General features: G+C 65.5%; 14 protein-coding genes. 1 reads left to right on the forward strand and 13 read right to left on the reverse strand.

What is annotated here, in order from left to right:
• The first annotated feature begins 28 nt into the window (after positions 1-28).
• Positions 29-1,033, forward strand: a complete 1,005-nt coding sequence (locus AU193_RS05390) for a GlxA family transcriptional regulator (RefSeq protein WP_064421317.1) — start codon at positions 29-31, stop codon at positions 1,031-1,033.
• A gap of 54 nt (positions 1,034-1,087) precedes the next feature.
• On the opposite strand, the gene AU193_RS05395 is transcribed toward AU193_RS05390, so the two are convergent.
• From AU193_RS05395 to AU193_RS05450, 13 genes are all read right to left on the reverse strand, one after another.
• Positions 1,088-1,768 carry a nitroreductase gene (locus AU193_RS05395; RefSeq protein ID WP_256364327.1) on the reverse strand — a complete coding sequence of 227 codons (681 nt, stop codon included), beginning with the start codon at positions 1,766-1,768 and terminating at the stop codon, positions 1,088-1,090.
• 61 nt (positions 1,769-1,829) lie between these two features.
• A complete protein-coding gene (locus tag AU193_RS05400) occupies positions 1,830-2,300 on the reverse strand; it encodes a cupin domain-containing protein (RefSeq protein WP_064421318.1) in 471 nt (156 codons plus the stop codon).
• Complete coding sequence (locus AU193_RS05405) at positions 2,297-3,235, reverse strand: NADP-dependent oxidoreductase (protein ID WP_064421319.1); 939 nt, start codon at positions 3,233-3,235, stop codon at positions 2,297-2,299. The genes AU193_RS05400 and AU193_RS05405 overlap by 4 nt, the downstream gene beginning before the upstream one ends.
• A gap of 131 nt (positions 3,236-3,366) precedes the next feature.
• Positions 3,367-4,005, reverse strand: coding sequence for an HD domain-containing protein (locus tag AU193_RS05410; protein WP_064421320.1), 639 nt, complete (start codon positions 4,003-4,005; stop codon positions 3,367-3,369).
• Positions 4,006-4,350: 345 nt separating this feature from the next.
• Positions 4,351-4,773, reverse strand: a complete 423-nt coding sequence (arr, locus tag AU193_RS05415) for an NAD(+)--rifampin ADP-ribosyltransferase (RefSeq protein ID WP_064421321.1) — start codon at positions 4,771-4,773, stop codon at positions 4,351-4,353.
• A gap of 526 nt (positions 4,774-5,299) precedes the next feature.
• Positions 5,300-5,443, reverse strand: a complete 144-nt coding sequence (locus AU193_RS23060; protein WP_156425129.1) for a hypothetical protein — start codon at positions 5,441-5,443, stop codon at positions 5,300-5,302.
• The gene (locus tag AU193_RS05420; RefSeq protein WP_172798218.1) at positions 5,440-8,529 is read right to left on the reverse strand and encodes a replicative DNA helicase; all 3,090 of its coding nucleotides are present in this window, start codon (positions 8,527-8,529) and stop codon (positions 5,440-5,442) included. Before AU193_RS05420 ends, AU193_RS23060 begins: the two co-directional genes overlap by 4 nt.
• A gap of 481 nt (positions 8,530-9,010) precedes the next feature.
• Positions 9,011-9,469, reverse strand: a complete 459-nt coding sequence (rplI, locus tag AU193_RS05425) for a 50S ribosomal protein L9 (RefSeq protein WP_064421322.1) — start codon at positions 9,467-9,469, stop codon at positions 9,011-9,013.
• 13 nt (positions 9,470-9,482) lie between these two features.
• Positions 9,483-9,737, reverse strand: a complete 255-nt coding sequence (gene rpsR / locus AU193_RS05430; RefSeq protein WP_064402259.1) for a 30S ribosomal protein S18 — start codon at positions 9,735-9,737, stop codon at positions 9,483-9,485.
• 41 nt (positions 9,738-9,778) lie between these two features.
• Complete coding sequence (locus AU193_RS05435; protein WP_064346102.1) at positions 9,779-10,282, reverse strand: single-stranded DNA-binding protein; 504 nt, start codon at positions 10,280-10,282, stop codon at positions 9,779-9,781.
• A gap of 92 nt (positions 10,283-10,374) precedes the next feature.
• The gene (rpsF, locus tag AU193_RS05440) at positions 10,375-10,665 is read right to left on the reverse strand and encodes a 30S ribosomal protein S6 (RefSeq protein ID WP_064421366.1); all 291 of its coding nucleotides are present in this window, start codon (positions 10,663-10,665) and stop codon (positions 10,375-10,377) included.
• 237 nt (positions 10,666-10,902) lie between these two features.
• Complete coding sequence (locus tag AU193_RS05445) at positions 10,903-12,552, reverse strand: glycosyltransferase family 87 protein (RefSeq protein ID WP_156425133.1); 1,650 nt, start codon at positions 12,550-12,552, stop codon at positions 10,903-10,905.
• Positions 12,553-12,602: 50 nt separating this feature from the next.
• Entirely contained in the window at positions 12,603-15,026 is a 2,424-nt protein-coding gene (locus AU193_RS05450) for a transglycosylase domain-containing protein (protein WP_064421323.1), read from the reverse strand.
• Between the last annotated feature and the right edge of the window lie 39 nt (positions 15,027-15,065).

Genomic DNA, 15,065 nt, shown 5'->3' on the forward strand with positions numbered 1-15,065 from the left:
TGGTGCACGAGCCGAGAATAATCGGGCCATGGTTGTGCCTCCGCCCACCGCTTCCGAGGCGAACGTCGTCCCGCGCCGCGTTGTGATGCTCGTCTACGACGGTGTGACGCTGTTGGACGTCGCGGGTCCCGCCGAGGTTTTCAAACAGGCGAACCGGTTCGGCGCCGACTACCGGATCATGCTGCTGTCGCCGACGGGCGAAGACGTCACATCGAACCTCGGGTTCAGGGTCGCTGTCGATGGGCCGGTCTCGGCCGAGCACGCCCCGGATACGTATCTGGTGGCCGGCTCCGACCTCTATCCGCGGATGCCCGTGCCTCAGGAACTCGCGGACGCGGCGCGTGTGCCCGCAGTCTCAGCCCGCCGCGTCGCGTCAATCTGCACCGGCGCGTTCATCCTTGCCGCGGCGGGACTTCTCGACGGTAAGCGTGCGACGACGCACTGGAGGGTCACCCGCGAACTCGCCACTCGGTGCCCGACCTGTCGCGTGGAACCGGACGCGATCTACGTCCGCGACGGGGACACGTACACCTCGGCTGGCGTGACCGCCGGAATCGATCTGGCTCTCGCGCTCGTCGAAGAGGACCACGGACCGGACGTGACGCGCGACGTCGCCCGATTCCTGGTGGTGTACATGCAGCGCGCAGGCGGCCAGTCGCAGTTCTCGGCTCCACTGCAGGGACGCCCGCCCCGTTCCTCGGCCCTGCGGAAGGTCACTGCTTTGGTGACGGCCAACCCCCACGGGAACCACTCGGTTGGCGCACTCGCGAAACACCTCAATGTGAGCACCCGGCAGCTCAACCGTGTCTTCCACGACGAACTTTCCACCACACCGGCCCGGTACGTGGAGAACATTCGCTTCGACATGGCCAGGGCGCTGCTCGACCAAGGACACACCGCGACCCAGGCAGCGGCTCTCGCCGGATTCCCCAGCTACGAAAGCATGAGACGCGTGTTCGCAAGAAAGCTGTCCATCAGCCCCGCCGCCTACCAGCGCCGGTTCAGCACAGCTCGCCGCGCCAGTTCGGGATAACCGTTGTACCGGGTATACCGGCGGTATGCCCATGGCTGCGCGCGCGGCCATTTCTCAGTCGTCGAGGAATGTCACGTTGGCTTCGACCGGGTTACGCGGGGTGTCCAGCCAGTTGGCCGCAAAGTCCTTGTCGGCGTAGCCGATCGCGATTCCGCATAGCACCGTCAGCTCGTCCGGAATGTCCAGCTGCTCTCGAAGGATCTGCGGGTAGGCGGCGATCGACACCTGCACGCAGGTGGCAAGGCCGCGCTCGGTCAGCGCCAGCAGAAGAGTTTGGAGGAACATACCGACTCCCAGGCTGTCCACCAACCCAAGATCTCGGTGCATGCAGACCACGGCACCGACGGGGGCCCGGAAGAACTCCCAGTTGCGCAGTTGCGCAATGCGCCTGGCCTCGGCGTCATGGCGGGCGATTCCCATTGACCCGTAGACCAGCGCGCCGAGTTGCTGCCTCAGTTCGAGGAAGCTCTCCGGCAACCCCGTCGTCACTGGCAGGTCGACAGTTGCGGCCGCCAACAGCGCTTCAACCAACCGGTCCCGGCGAGGACCGGACGCCACGTACAGCCGCCACGGTTGCACGTTGGAGTTCGATGGCGCCCGCATCGCGAGTTCCACCGCCTCGTCGAGTAGCTCCCGGGGCACCGGCTCGTCCCGCAGGAACATGCGCGTCGAACGGCGTTGGCGAACGACCTCGTCGAAGCCGTGGCCCGGATCGGCAATCAGCCTGGACGACACCGGGTCTCGGGGTGGTTCAAGTTCGTCCCCAACGAGATGGCTTGCGTGACTCGAGGGCGCCCTATTTGTTCGCATCATCGACCTTGAGCTGTTGTCCGGTGGTGGCCCTAAAGACCACTAGCAGCTTCGCCGGTTCGGTCGAGCTGATGTTCTCGGTGACCACGTGATGGGCGCCGGGCTGCTCGTTCCAGTTCTCACCTTGGTGATACAGGTGCGCGGGCTCACCTTCGAGCTGGCTGCTGACCGCGCCCTGGAGCACATAGGCGTAAACGAACGCGTCACCATGGCGGTGCGGAGCCGCGTGGGTGCCCGGCGGGAAGGTCACGATCGCCGAGGTGAAGGTCTTGCCCGGCACATTCGGCAGCGCCTTCTCGAACAGCGGAGCCAGCGTCTCCGACGAGTGCGGTGCAGCGGTGCCGGAATGAGGAGGTGCCGCGGAGGTATCGTTCGTCTCCGCCGTAGGGGTACAGCCGACGACCATTGCGGCGAGCGCCGCGGTCAGGAGGCCGACGCCGATTCGCCTTGTGATCATGACCGTTGTCCTTCCTGGTCGTGTGCCACCTGAATGATCGTCTTGCCGCGAATGCGCCGGCGGCGGGTGAACGCGTCGGGGGCTTCGGCGAGCGGGCGGACCTCGCCGACGATCGGCTTGAGCCGTCCGTCCCGCACTCGCTGGGCCAACTCGACAAGCTGCCCGCGATCGGGTTCGACCACGAAGAAGACGGCGCGCCCGTCGTCGGGCCGCACTCGAGGAGGCGCGGCGATGGTCACCAAGACGCCGCCGGGCCGCACCAGCGCCGCTGACCGCTCGAGGACTTCTCCGCCGATGACATCCAGGACCACGTCCACTGCGCCGACGCTTTCCATGCGGTCGGCGGTGAGGTCCACGAACTCCTGTGCACCCAAGCCGAGCACGACGTCGCGGTCCGCGCTCCGTCCCGTGCCGATCACTCGCGCGCCCACCTCGAGCGCCAGCTGAACCGCGATGGAGCCGACACCGCCGGCCGCCCCGTGCACCACAACGGTCTGGCCGGTGGTGATCCGACCATGGACGAACAACGCCTGCCAGGCCGTCAGCCCCGAGATCGGCAGCGCAGCGGCCACGGTGTGGTCGATGTCGGCGGCCAGAGGTGCCAGGTTGCGTGCCTCTACGGCGGTGTACTCGGCCAACGAACCGTTGCGAGCCCAGTCGGCGAGGCCGAACACCCGCTGACCGACAGTAAGCCCGGTGGTGCCGTACCCCAATTCGGCGACGACTCCGGACAATTCGTGTCCGGGAACGGTGGGAGTGCGGTCGCGGCCGGCCCGGTCGGTCCACGTGGCGGGCCACTCGAGTTCACCGGGGGTGAAGCCGGCTGCGTGAACGCGGACGATGACGTCGTTCTCGGCGGCGTGGGGGTACGGCAGATCGGTGAGGGTGAGACCGTCGACACCCGCGTCGCGTGCTGTTGCAGTGATGGCTTGCATGTCAGGTCCTTTCACGCGGCTTCGCGAACGAGCAGCGGGTCCCTCTCGGCGGTGTGTGGAGAGTAGGCCAATGTGCCGTCGAGCCCTGAGATAATCCGTTCATTACCGTTGCGCCTCAGACCTTTCGGCGGTCAGCTCGGCCATGGCGCGGCGAGCATACGCTCGACGGTGGTGACGCGCCGGTAACCGGGGACGAAGTGCTCCACTACGTCGGAGTTGACCGTTCCGTTGGTCGTCTCCGGACGGTTCTTGAACCCTTCGAAGTAGGCCTGCAGAAACTCGTTCTTGAAATCGCCCCGCGGGTGAGCGGCGACGATTTCGTTCACCTGATCGGCATCCAGCCCGTCGAGGCCGACGCCGACAACGTCGGTCATCACCCCCAAGTACATGGCCGCGATCTCCGGACCCATGCGGCCCGGAATCTCCGGTGTGGTGTGCAGCGCGATTGCCGTCCACACAGTATCGGCCGCTCCGGCAGAAAAGCCGCGATCGATGAGGAACTTGCGCCCGTGGTCGGCGCCGTCGACCTCGAACCGCTGTTCTCGATCGGAGAACGGTGTCACCAGACCGGTGTCGTGAAACATGGCGGCCAGATAGAGCAGTTCTTGATCAGGGTGCGCGCCGAGTCGGTGCGCGTGTAACTGGCCGAACAAGAAGACCCTGCGCGAGTGGTGGTAGATGAGGGGGCTGGTGGTGTCCCACAGGAGACGAGTCGCTTCAGCGACCGCCGCAGTATCGGGGATCTCCACGCCCGCAATGACTTCTGACATGAGATGTGCGCTTTCTGCTTGGTTGTCGAACTCTGCCTGACATCCATGCTGGCGCGCATCGTGCCTCGTGCGCCGCCTTCATCCGGCCAAGAATCCCTCGAATAAGGACGTCAAAACGCGCTGCGAGCAGCAGCACGGCGCATGGATCGCCGACCGGTGTTCCCTACTCGATGTTGGGCGCGTCGCCGTGCAGTCGAAGCCGGCGCCACCACCGGCCACGACGGCTCCGGGGCGCGACGGGGTACCGGTTAGGTACTCGCGCACCGCAGCGTTGACGCGTGCAGGATGTCGGTGCGCGTCCGGGGGCTTGATGCGCCCAGGTACCCACTGGCGACGTCGCACTTCTCAGTTCAGGATCTCCGCATCGTCGCTTGAGAGGAGCGCAGACAGTCGTTCCCGCCACAGCTGCAACTGTTCAGGAGTCAGCCGCGTCCACTCGGTGATCTCGCCGACGATCCGCAGTGGGGCCGTGCTGCGGTACGACCGAGTGGGGTTGCCGGGGAACTTCTTATCGGTCACGTTCGGGTCATCCTCGAACTCCCCGGTCGGCTCTACTTCGTACACTCTCGGATGCGCCTGGCCCCCGGCGAGTTCCGCGGCGATCTCCGCAGCGACACCAGCCCCGTCAACCAGAGCGGTGAAGTAGATGTGGTTCATCACGATCTCGGGACGGTAGTTCGATCGATGGCCGGCGGTGAGGAACTCGCCCACTTTCAACTTCGCGATCGTGCCGTGGAAGAACGGGCCCTCATCAAGCGATTTCGGCACCTAGATTCCTTCGGATCAATTGCTGAGACGGTCCAGCATGCGGTACTACCCGGGCCTTGCCGCAAGCCCCCTGTCTGGCGTTATCCTGGAGGTGAAAGCAGTGCCTGGTTTCCCTATGCCGACCCCTCACTGGACGATCACATCGAGGTAACTTTCGGCCAGTTAAGACAGCTGTGGCATCGATGACGACGCGGTAGCCTTCGCCCAGCATCATCCAGTCGCACACCGAAGGCGTCGCGCTCTTCTGCTCCCTCGATGCGACCGCATGTCGGCTTCGTCGACGATTTCCCGAATTCCCGTGCTCTTCAGGGCGGTCCGGTGCAGATACCGCCGACGAAGACCTCGAAGGCATCGTTCATCACGTTCTTGAAGCGATCGCCGAGTCCGTTCGACTTGCTCTTCAGGCTGAATCACGCTTCGTGGTAGAGCGTCGCCCGCATAGGCGTTCCATCGCCCACTGGTGGCGGATCATGACGAGCGTGTTGTCGTCGACGGCGATGGACGGGTGCTGCGTGAACGTGAACCGTTAGTGCGCAATGTTTCCGGCTCCCCGGTCCCTTTCCATCGCAGCCTTGTACTTGTCCCGTGGCAGCGCCATGCTTCCGGGGAGGTAGTCGATCGCTGCCTCGGAGACGCCGTCGGCGATCATGCCTTCGCGCACCTTCGTCACTGCTTAGCCATATTCGCAAAGCGGCTCAAATGCAACTGGTGCGCAACGGTAATCGTCTTCGTCGGGCCGTTACGGTGTTTGCCGAGGATCAGGTCAGCTTCGCCTCCGCGCGGATCGTCACGCTCGAACGCGTCCGGTCGGTGCAAAAGTATGACCATGTCCGCATCCTGTTCTAGCGAGTTGTGTAGACTAACTAAGTTTGCGACGAAATTGTGTGTGCCGCTTACTGTTCCGTCGTAGACGTCGTGCGTACCGATACTCGTGATCTCCACGATTTCGTCCCAGAACACGTCGTTCATCGCCAGGTCGTGAATCTTGGTGTCCTCCAACAATGCTGCCGCCCGGTGCAACCTCGCCCTGCTGGGCGCATGTTTCCACATTGTCGATCCGCAGAACTTGGTGCCCATTGCAGCGGCGAACTGGCGATGCGTCATCTGCCGCTCGGTAAGTGTGGCGCGGACATGGGTCCAAACTTCCTTCGGAACAGTGTCGAGATTCGTGTTGCGTACCTTGCTCTCGAGCATGCCGATCACTTCTCGTACTGCGATCGCCTTTTCACCGTTGACACCGACATGCCTGAGGAAGCGCAGTTGGTTCTCGGCTCCATAGATGCACAGGTGCCATCCGTCCCGGTAACCCGCCTTGCGGACCCGCTTCATGCGGGCGAAGACACCCAGCCGGGCCAGCAGTAGCGCAACGTCGTCAACGAGTTGCCGGCTGGTCGACGCGTAATAGATCCGGCCCTGCCGAATCTTGTAGTCCCACCGCACCGACCCATCCGTCGCCCATAAATGCCGCAGGAACAACGCGATCTGGTCGTTCGGCAGCGCGAAAATCTCTGCGGGAACAAACTTCTCGTAGCTGCGCTTACCGAACAGGCCCAGCTTGTCCAGCCATGCCGCGATCGGATTGCGCTTCCCATGCGTCAATCGATACGGCGCCGGCAACCGCAGCGTCGTCACACGCGCCGAGGCGTACTCGTCTCGGATAGCAGTCACACCGAAATGCTGCGCGGCCTTCGTCACCGCAACCAGGTTTTGCTCGTCGATGCTCGCGTAGCGGATCGGCTGGCGCTTCACGCACGACCCGTCGCCGATCATGTGCGCCAGCAGGATGACTTCGTCATCCGGGAGACGCTGCGTGTGCACCGGCTCCGGCACCCGCCGCGGCACTGCCACCCGCTCCCCAACCGTCAAGTCGCCTAACGAGGTCCACCCTTCAAACGTCATGAATGGATGGTTCGCCGTAGCCTCAACCTCGCGACCCGACGCCAGCCGCACCTTGAACACTTCCTTGTGCCCGCTGTAGAACACGTTCGTCATCGGCCGCGCGACCATGCGCTTGCGCTCATCCATCGACCACACCAGCGGCCGCTCCCCCGTGCGCATCAGCTCACCGAACGTCACCTCAGCGCCGGTGTCCGCCCGCAGGATTCGCGTATTCGCGGTAAGACAACCCGACTCGCGAAGGTCCGAGACCATCGGCTTCTTGTCAGTGCGCTGTTCCGGCCCGCGGTTCAGCTGGCTGATGGCGACGACGGGGACGTCGAGTTCCTTGGCCATCAGCTTGAGGCTTCGCGAGAAGTCCGACACTTCCTGCTGCCGTGATTCGTACTTCTTGCCCGACGTCATCAGCTGCATGTAGTCGACGACGATCAATCGCAAGCCGGCCTTCTGGCTCAGCCGCCGCGCCTTCGCGCGGATCTCCATCATCGTCAGGTTCGGCGAATCATCGATATACAATGGCGCTTCGCTGATCTCGCTCATCCGGCGCGCCAGCCGCGTCCAGTCGTCGTCACTCATCCGACCCGACCGCATATCGGCCAGCTTGATCTTCGCCTCGGCCGACAACAGCCGCATCACGATCTCGGACTTACTCATCTCCAGCGAGAAGATGACGCTCGGCATCTGGTGCTTGATCGAGCATGACCGCATGAAATCCAGGCCGAGCGTCGAGTTGTGCGTCGGCACCATCTCCCGTCCCGCCAGATACAGATGATCGGAATTATCGACCTCCACACACCGCACCGGCACACTCGCAACACGCCGCACAGCGTCGATGCCCCACGCTGATTGACGCCGGCCGCCAACCGTCACCAGCGCAGGCACCCGCGTCGCGCTGATGATGTCTACGCCAGGCCGCAACGCAGTGGTGATCTGTACCCCGCGGCTGGTCGGCCACTGATGAAAAGCATCCGCCACAATAGTCGTGCCATCGGCGAATTCGACCTCATAGCAAGGCCGCCCGAGCATCACCTCAGTCGCAGCGACCACTCGCGTCGGCTCACCGTCCGCGCCGAGCAACCAGTCCCCCACCGCGACGTCGCCCATCGTCGTCCAGCCGGTCGGCGTCGGCAGCGGCGTGTCGAGCGCCAGCGCCTTCCCGACACCCGGCCGCGCCGCGATGATGATCATCTGCCCCGGATGCAGGCCGTTGGTCACCTCGTCGAGTTCCAGAAAACCGGTCGGGACACCACGCGCCAGTCCACCCTGCGACGCGATCGCGTCGATCTCGTCCATCGTCGGCTGCAGCAGTTCTTCGAGCGCCACGAAGTCCTCGGCAGTGCGCCGCTCGGTGACGTCGTAGATCTCCGACTGCGCGCGGTCGACGATCTCGTTGACGTCGGCGCCTTCGGCGCCCGCATAGCCGTACTGCACGACCCGCGTGCCCGCTTCGACCAACCGTCGCAGCAGCGCCTTCTCCGCGACGATGCCCGCATAGAACCCGGCGTTCGCGGCCGTCGGAACCGTGGAGATCAGCGTGTGCAGATACGGCGCCCCGCCGATGCGACGCAGAAGCCCCCGCCGGTCCAACTCCGCGGCGACGGTCACCGCGTCGGCCGGCTCGCCGCGGCCGTAGAGGTCGAGGATCGCGTCGTAGACGTTCTGGTGCGCGGGCCGGTAGAAGTCACCCGGTCGCAGCTTCTCGAGCACGTCGGCGATGGCGTCCTTGCTCAGCAGCATCCCGCCCAGAACGGCCTGCTCGGCGGCTTGGTCCTGCGGGGGCTGGCGGCCGAAGTCCTCGCTGGGCGGTGCATCCATAGCCCGATGGCCCGCGCCGTGACCCAAGTCATCCACGACAGCCACGAAGCGCTTCACCCCCTCTATTCACCATCGAACGTACATTCGATACCCGCTCACCGCGACTGTAAGCCAGACCCCCGACAGAACGCTCCGCGGCGGCCGGACCGGTCCCGCCGACGGCTTACGCTAGACGTTGCTGGCGGGGGCGCAACCCGGCCCTGTTCATAGACCTGTGGATGGGGTGTGGATAGGTCGGGACAACCATGTTGAGTCGTTGGGGAGAACCTGTTAATCAACCACTTCGCTCACTGCATCTGTGCAGATAGCCGCACCATAAACCGACCGGGATGCTGTGGATGACAATTGCTTCGGCGTGTCGGCCAGGGTTGCCGAGTCGGGCGTGTTGTATTGCGGCCAGGGGCCATGGAGGTTAACAGCAGGTTAGCTTCGCTGGAATCCGTGCCCTCGCAAAGTTCGCCAGGCAGCACAGCAAGGGCCGGGTGAAGATCGATCAAGCCTTCACCCGGCCCTATTGACGCTGCGGCTACTGCCCGGCGACTACTTCCAGCGTCACCGATGCGGCGATTTCCGGATGCAGTCGAACCGCGACCGGATGCGTGCCGGTCGTCTTGATGTGCGCCTTGGGCAACTGGACGGTGCGCTTGTCCAGATTCGGGCCGCCGGCGCCCTTGATCGCCGCAACCACGTCAGCCGTCGTCACCGAACCGAACAGCTTGCCGCTGTCGGCCGCCGCCTTCACCGACAGCTGCACCGGGCCGAGATTCTCGATCGCGGCCTTCAGCTCGACGGCGTGCTCCCGGCCCTGGATGGCCTTCTGCTCGCGGGCCCGACGAATCTCTTCGGCCTGGCGCTCCGCGCCGCGCGACGCCACGACCGCCAGTCGGCGCGGCACCAGGTAATTGCGGGCGTAGCCGTCCTTGACCTCGACGATGTCGCCCTGGACGCCAAGGTGTTCGACGTCAGCGGTGAGAATCAGTTTCATCTTTCCGTCCTGCCTATCGCGTCGACGAGGTGAACGGCAGCAGCGCAACCTCGCGCGCGTTCTTCACCGCGATCGCGATGTCACGCTGATGCTGGACGCAGTTGCCGGTGACGCGGCGGGCGCGGATCTTGCCCCGCTCGCTGATGTACGTGCGCAGCAGCGCCGTGTCCTTGTAGTCGATGGTCTGCCCCTTTTTGGAGCAGAAAACGCACTTGCGGGTCTTGACCGGCTTCTCGGGAGCCGGCCGACGCTTGGTGGCCTTGGCCATGTGTCTTTCTCTTTCTTGCTTTTTCGTTGATCAGTTGTGGATCAGAAGGGTGGCTCGTCGTCAGCTCCGGAGAACGAGCCCGACGCCGGGGCGCTGCCCCACGGATCGTCCTTCGGCTGCTCGGCGGGCCGCGAACCTCCGCCGCCGCCACCACCGAAGCCGCCGCCACCACCGCCGCTGCGGCTGGCTTTGTTCACCTTGGCGGTCGCGTACCGCAGCGACGGGCCGATCTCGTCGACCTCGAGCTCCACCACGGTGCGCTTCTCACCCTCGCGGGTTTCGAACGAACGCTGCTTGAGCCGGCCCTGCACGATCACCCGCGAACCGCGAGTGAGGCTTTCGGCCACGTTCTCGGCGGCCTCACGCCAGATGTTGCAGCGCAGGAACAACGCCTCGCCGTCCTTCCACTCCCCGCTCTGGCGGTCGTAGATGCGCGGTGTCGACGCAACGGTGAAGTTGGCGACGGCCGCGCCCGACGGCGTGAAGCGCAGTTCGGGATCGGCGGTCAGGTTTCCGACGACGGTGATGATGGTGTCACCAGCCACGATGTCCTCCAGGGATTGGCGGTCTAAGTCTCGGCAGCGGTCGCAGGCGAGCCTACGGAAGCGCTCCGACGCTTACAGCCCGTTCTTCGGGACTAGTGCTTGTCCGTCCGCATGACCTTGGTCCGCAGCACGGACTCGTTCAGGTTGAGCTGACGGTCCAGCTCGGTCACGGTGGCGGGCTCTGCCTTCACATCGATGACGGCGTAAATGCCCTCGGCGTGCTTGGCGATCTCGTATGCCAACCGGCGCCGGCCCCAGATGTCGACCTTGTCGACATTGCCGCCGTCCTTGCGGATGACGTTGAGGAACGTTTCCAGCGACGGAGCTACCGTGCGCTCGTCAAGGGTGGGGTCGAGGATGACCATGATTTCGTATGGACGCATGAAGACCTCATCACCTCCTACGGTCTGATCGGCCACGGACTATCCGTGGCAGGAGGGTCGCCTGCGTCGGCAACCGGCCCAGGCTACAGGAAACCGCGCTGATCTGCGAAATCGTGCGGGGTGGCTCTCGACCACCTCACCGATTGTGCAACTGGCTGCGCTTCGACGGCGTGTCGCGCAGCTGGTTTCACAATCGAGGCGGGGGCGGCGGGGCCGACGGCGTCGAGCGGCGGGCCCCTACCTCGAGACTGCCGTCAGATCGCGATCTTCTGCAGATTCGCGATCTGTGTGCAGTCGCGACGCGTCTGGTCGCAGCCAGTCCGGCAGCCACCGCGGCGGTGCGTCCGGCGCGCGGTCGAACACCCCGCCCGCCGGGTCGTCGACCGCACCTCGGGCCCGAACGAGATCCAGTTCCGGACGGTAAATCTGGCGAATGACCAACGCGCACAGCACAACCACAGCGATGTCGCGCAACAGCACGGTGATCGTGAACGGCTGCTCCGGCAGCCCGTTGTTCGCGTCGCCGTAGAGGTAGAGCATCCGCGGGACCCACACGAGCGCGTCGATCGTCATCCACGTCAACAGGATTCGCCGATGCGGCAGCGCCAGCACCGCCAGCGGCACCAGCCACAGCGAGAACTGCGGGCTCCAGACCTTGTTAGTCAACAGGAACGCCGCCACGATCAGGAACGCCAGCTGGGCCACGCGGGGCCGACGCTTCGCGGTCAGGGCGATGTAACCGATTGCGACACAACAGGAGACGAAGAGGATCGCCGAGACGATGTTGGTCACCGTCGGCGGTTGCCAGAAACCGAGATCGGGATCGAACCCGCGCCAGCCGGTGAACGACTTGACTACGTTGTAGATCGAGTCCATGTCGTCGCCGCGGCGGGTGTTGAGCCGGAAGAACTCCGACCATCCCCGTGGGAAGAGCACGATGATCGGCAGGTTGACCACCAGCCATGCCGCCACCGCCGCTGCGGCCGTCTTGCCCACCTCCCGCAGCTTGCCGGTGCGCACGGCCAGCACCGCCAGCGGCGCCAACAACAGCAGCGGATACAGCTTGGCCGCCACACCCAGACCGATCAGCGCGCCGGCCAGCACCGGCTTTCGTCGCGCCCACGCCAGCAGCGCGCCCGTCGCGAAAGCCGTTGCCAGCGCGTCGAAATTCGTGAAGATCTGAAAGATCACCAGCGGTGACGCCGCCACCAACGCCGCGTCCCAGACCCGCCGCGGCCCGGCCAATCGCGACGTCGCCCACACCGTGACGAGCCAGGCCAACGCCAGCCCCAACGCCGCGATGTTGAAGAACATCACCACCTCGGCGATCACCGGCACCGACACCAGCTTCGTCAGCGCGGTGTAGGTCTTGGCCAACGACATCGCCGTGTACTGGTAGATCCCCGTCAGCACCGGATACTCCATGTAGCGCACCGCGATGTTGCCGTCGTACTGGATGTGCGGCTGGCCGGTGGCGTCCTTCTCGATCCAGCTCGACTTGTACGGGAACCTGCCCAGGTTGAGCAGTTCGGCGGTGTAGAGCGGAACGGTGTCGGAATAGCAGAGCTGGTAGTACGCCCGCTGATTGTCCCAGTTGGCCACCCGCTGATCGGCGGGTCCCGTGCCCGTGGTTTGAAGGCAGGCGGCCTTCGTCGAATACCCGAGGGCCAGGAACACCAGCGCCATGATCAGCATGACGCGTAGCGGGGTCAGGAATCGCTGCCTGCCGATCAGCGCGTGCCTGCCGACCGGCCCGCCGATGACATCGCTCAGCGCGGCGCCGAGGACGTCCGTGCGGCTCGGCAGATCCCGGTCGTCGAGGCTTCGGGTGTCGCCCGCCAGCGGAACCGGCGACACCACACCAGCGAGCCGGGCCGGTGACCCGATGTCGGACGACGCCGACTTCGGCTCGCCCGTCTCCTCGCCCCCCACGTCGGTCACGGAGGCGGCAGCGGCGCACCAGGCGCCGGCGGTGCTCCGACCGGGGCGGGCGGCGGTGCTCCGACCGGTGCCGGTGCGGGCGCCGGCCCGGGCACGGGACCACCCGGCACGGGACCGCCGGGGACGGTGCCGCCGGGCTGTGGCGGGCCCACGGGAACCGTCGTCGGCGGACCCCACGGAATCGTGATGCCGGGCGCCACTTCGATCGTCGGCTGGATGACGGTCGGGGACGGCGTAGGCGTGAGCTCCGAAGGCGGCGCCGTCGTCGACGGTGGCGGCGGGGCCTGCGGCACACCGGCGTAGCCGCCGATCTCCTCTGGCTTGGGGAACGACTCGATCTCGGTGTCCTCCAGCGCGCCGTCCATCGTCGCCTTCCAGATGTCAGACGGAAGACCGGACCCGTAAACCGGTGAGCCCCAACTGTTCTCCAGCGGCTTGGTGCCCTCGGTCGTGCCGACCCACACTGCCGTGGACAGTGACGGCGTGTAACCGACCATCCAGGCATCGCGGTTGCTGCCGGTGTCCCCCAGCTGGTTGGTGCCCGTCTTGGCCGCCGAGGGGCGACCACCGGCCAGCGCATGGCCGTTGGAGTAGGCCGCGATCGGTTGCATCGCCGAGGTCACGTTGTCGGCGACCTTCTTCTCGATCCGCTTCTCGCCCGAGTTGTCCTGCTGTGACGCGTCGAACAGCACCTCGCCCTCGGAGTTGACGACCTTCTGCACAAAGTGCGGTTTGTGGTACACCCCCGAGGCCGCCAGCGTGGCATACGCCGACGCCATGTCGATCACCCGAGTCTGATACTGGCCCAACACGATTCCGTTGTTCGGCGGACCGCCCTGACCATCTTCGGACAACGTGTGATCGACGCCGGGGAAGCTCTCGGCGATACCGGCCTCATGGGCGGCGTCGGCGACATCCTGCGGGCCGTTCCTCAGCTTGAGCATCAGCCGGTAGTAGCTGGTGTTCAGCGAAAGCTTCAGCGCCTCGGCGATGTTGCACGTGCCGCAGCCGCCACCCTCGACGTTGGTGATCTTGATCCCGTTGACTTCCAGCGGCGAACTGTCTACCTGGGTGCCCAAGCCCATGCCCTGCTGCAACGCGGCGACCAACGCGAACACCTTGAACGACGACCCGGTCGGCAGACCCGCCTGGGCGAAGTCGAAACCGTTGGCGTCGGTGCCGCCGTAGTAGGCCTTCACCCCGCCGGTGCGCGGGTCGATCGACACGATCGCCGTGCGCATGTCCGGGTCCTGGCCCTCGAGGTACTCCGAGGCGGCCTCCTCCGCGGCCTGCTGCGCCTTCGGATCGATGGTCGTGGTGATCTGCAGACCCTCGGTGTTCAGCGTCTGCTCGGTGATGTCGAACAGTTCGAGCAGCTCGGCCTGCACCTGCCGTTCGATGAGGCCGTTCGGCCCGGTCGTCTGGTTCTGCGAGCGCGCCAGCTCGGGCGGAACCGTCGCCGGGAACACCTGCGCCGCCCGCTCCTCGGGGGTCAGCGCGCCGATCTCGACCATGCCGTCGAGCACCCAGTTCCACCGTGCGGTGGCGCCCTCGAGATTGACCGCCGGGTCGAGTGCCGACGGCCGCTGGATGAGCGCGGCCAGCAGCGCGCCCTCTGCGACGTCGAGCTGTTCGACGGGCTTGTTGAAATACGCCTTGGACGCCGCGGCGATGCCGTAGGACCCGCGACCGAAGTAGATAATGTTCAGATACGACTGCAGCACTTGGTCTTTGGACCATTCACCGGACATCTTCGTCGAGATGACCAGCTCCTTGGCTTTTCGTATCAGACCCCCGACCCCGGAGCGTTCCGAACCGACCAGCGCGTTCTTGACGTACTGCTGGGTGATCGTCGAGCCGCCCTGCAGGTCGCCGCCGAACAGGTTGTTCTTGATGGCCCGCGCGAAACCGGTGAACGAGAAGCCCGGGTTCGAGTAGAAGTCGCGGTCCTCGGCGGCCATCACCGCGTTGCGCGCCTGCACCGGGATCTGGTCGATGTCGACGTCGATGCGGTTGCCTTCGGGCGGAACGATTTTCGCCAGCTCGCTGCCGTCGCTGGCCAGGATCGTCGACACCTGGTTGGTGCGGATGTCCCCAGGTTTGGGGACGTCGACGATCATGTAGGCCATCCCGAAGGTGATGAGCGGCAGCACGATGAACACCGCGACCGCGATGAGGCTGCCGCGACGAACCCACGTCCAGTTGATCTGGCGGGGCGCCCCGCGCCGTGGTCCCGACGGGCCGCTCGGAGGTCCACCCCCGCCGGGTCGTCGGGGCGGTGGCGGTGGTGGTGCCGGTGGTTTGCGCGTCGGAGTGCGGTCCAGCGCCGCCTTGACGACGTCGACGGGGTCGCGCAGGTGTGGCGGTCGCGCCTCGCGCACCGGCGGGAGCACCGAGGTGTGCCGGTCGTCGGGCCGCACCGGCCGTGTCCTGGAATCCGGGGGGCGATGCGCGTCGGC

The organism is Mycobacterium sp. GA-1285 (assembly GCF_001499905.1).
Taxonomy (GTDB): Bacteria; Actinomycetota; Actinomycetes; order Mycobacteriales; family Mycobacteriaceae; genus Mycobacterium.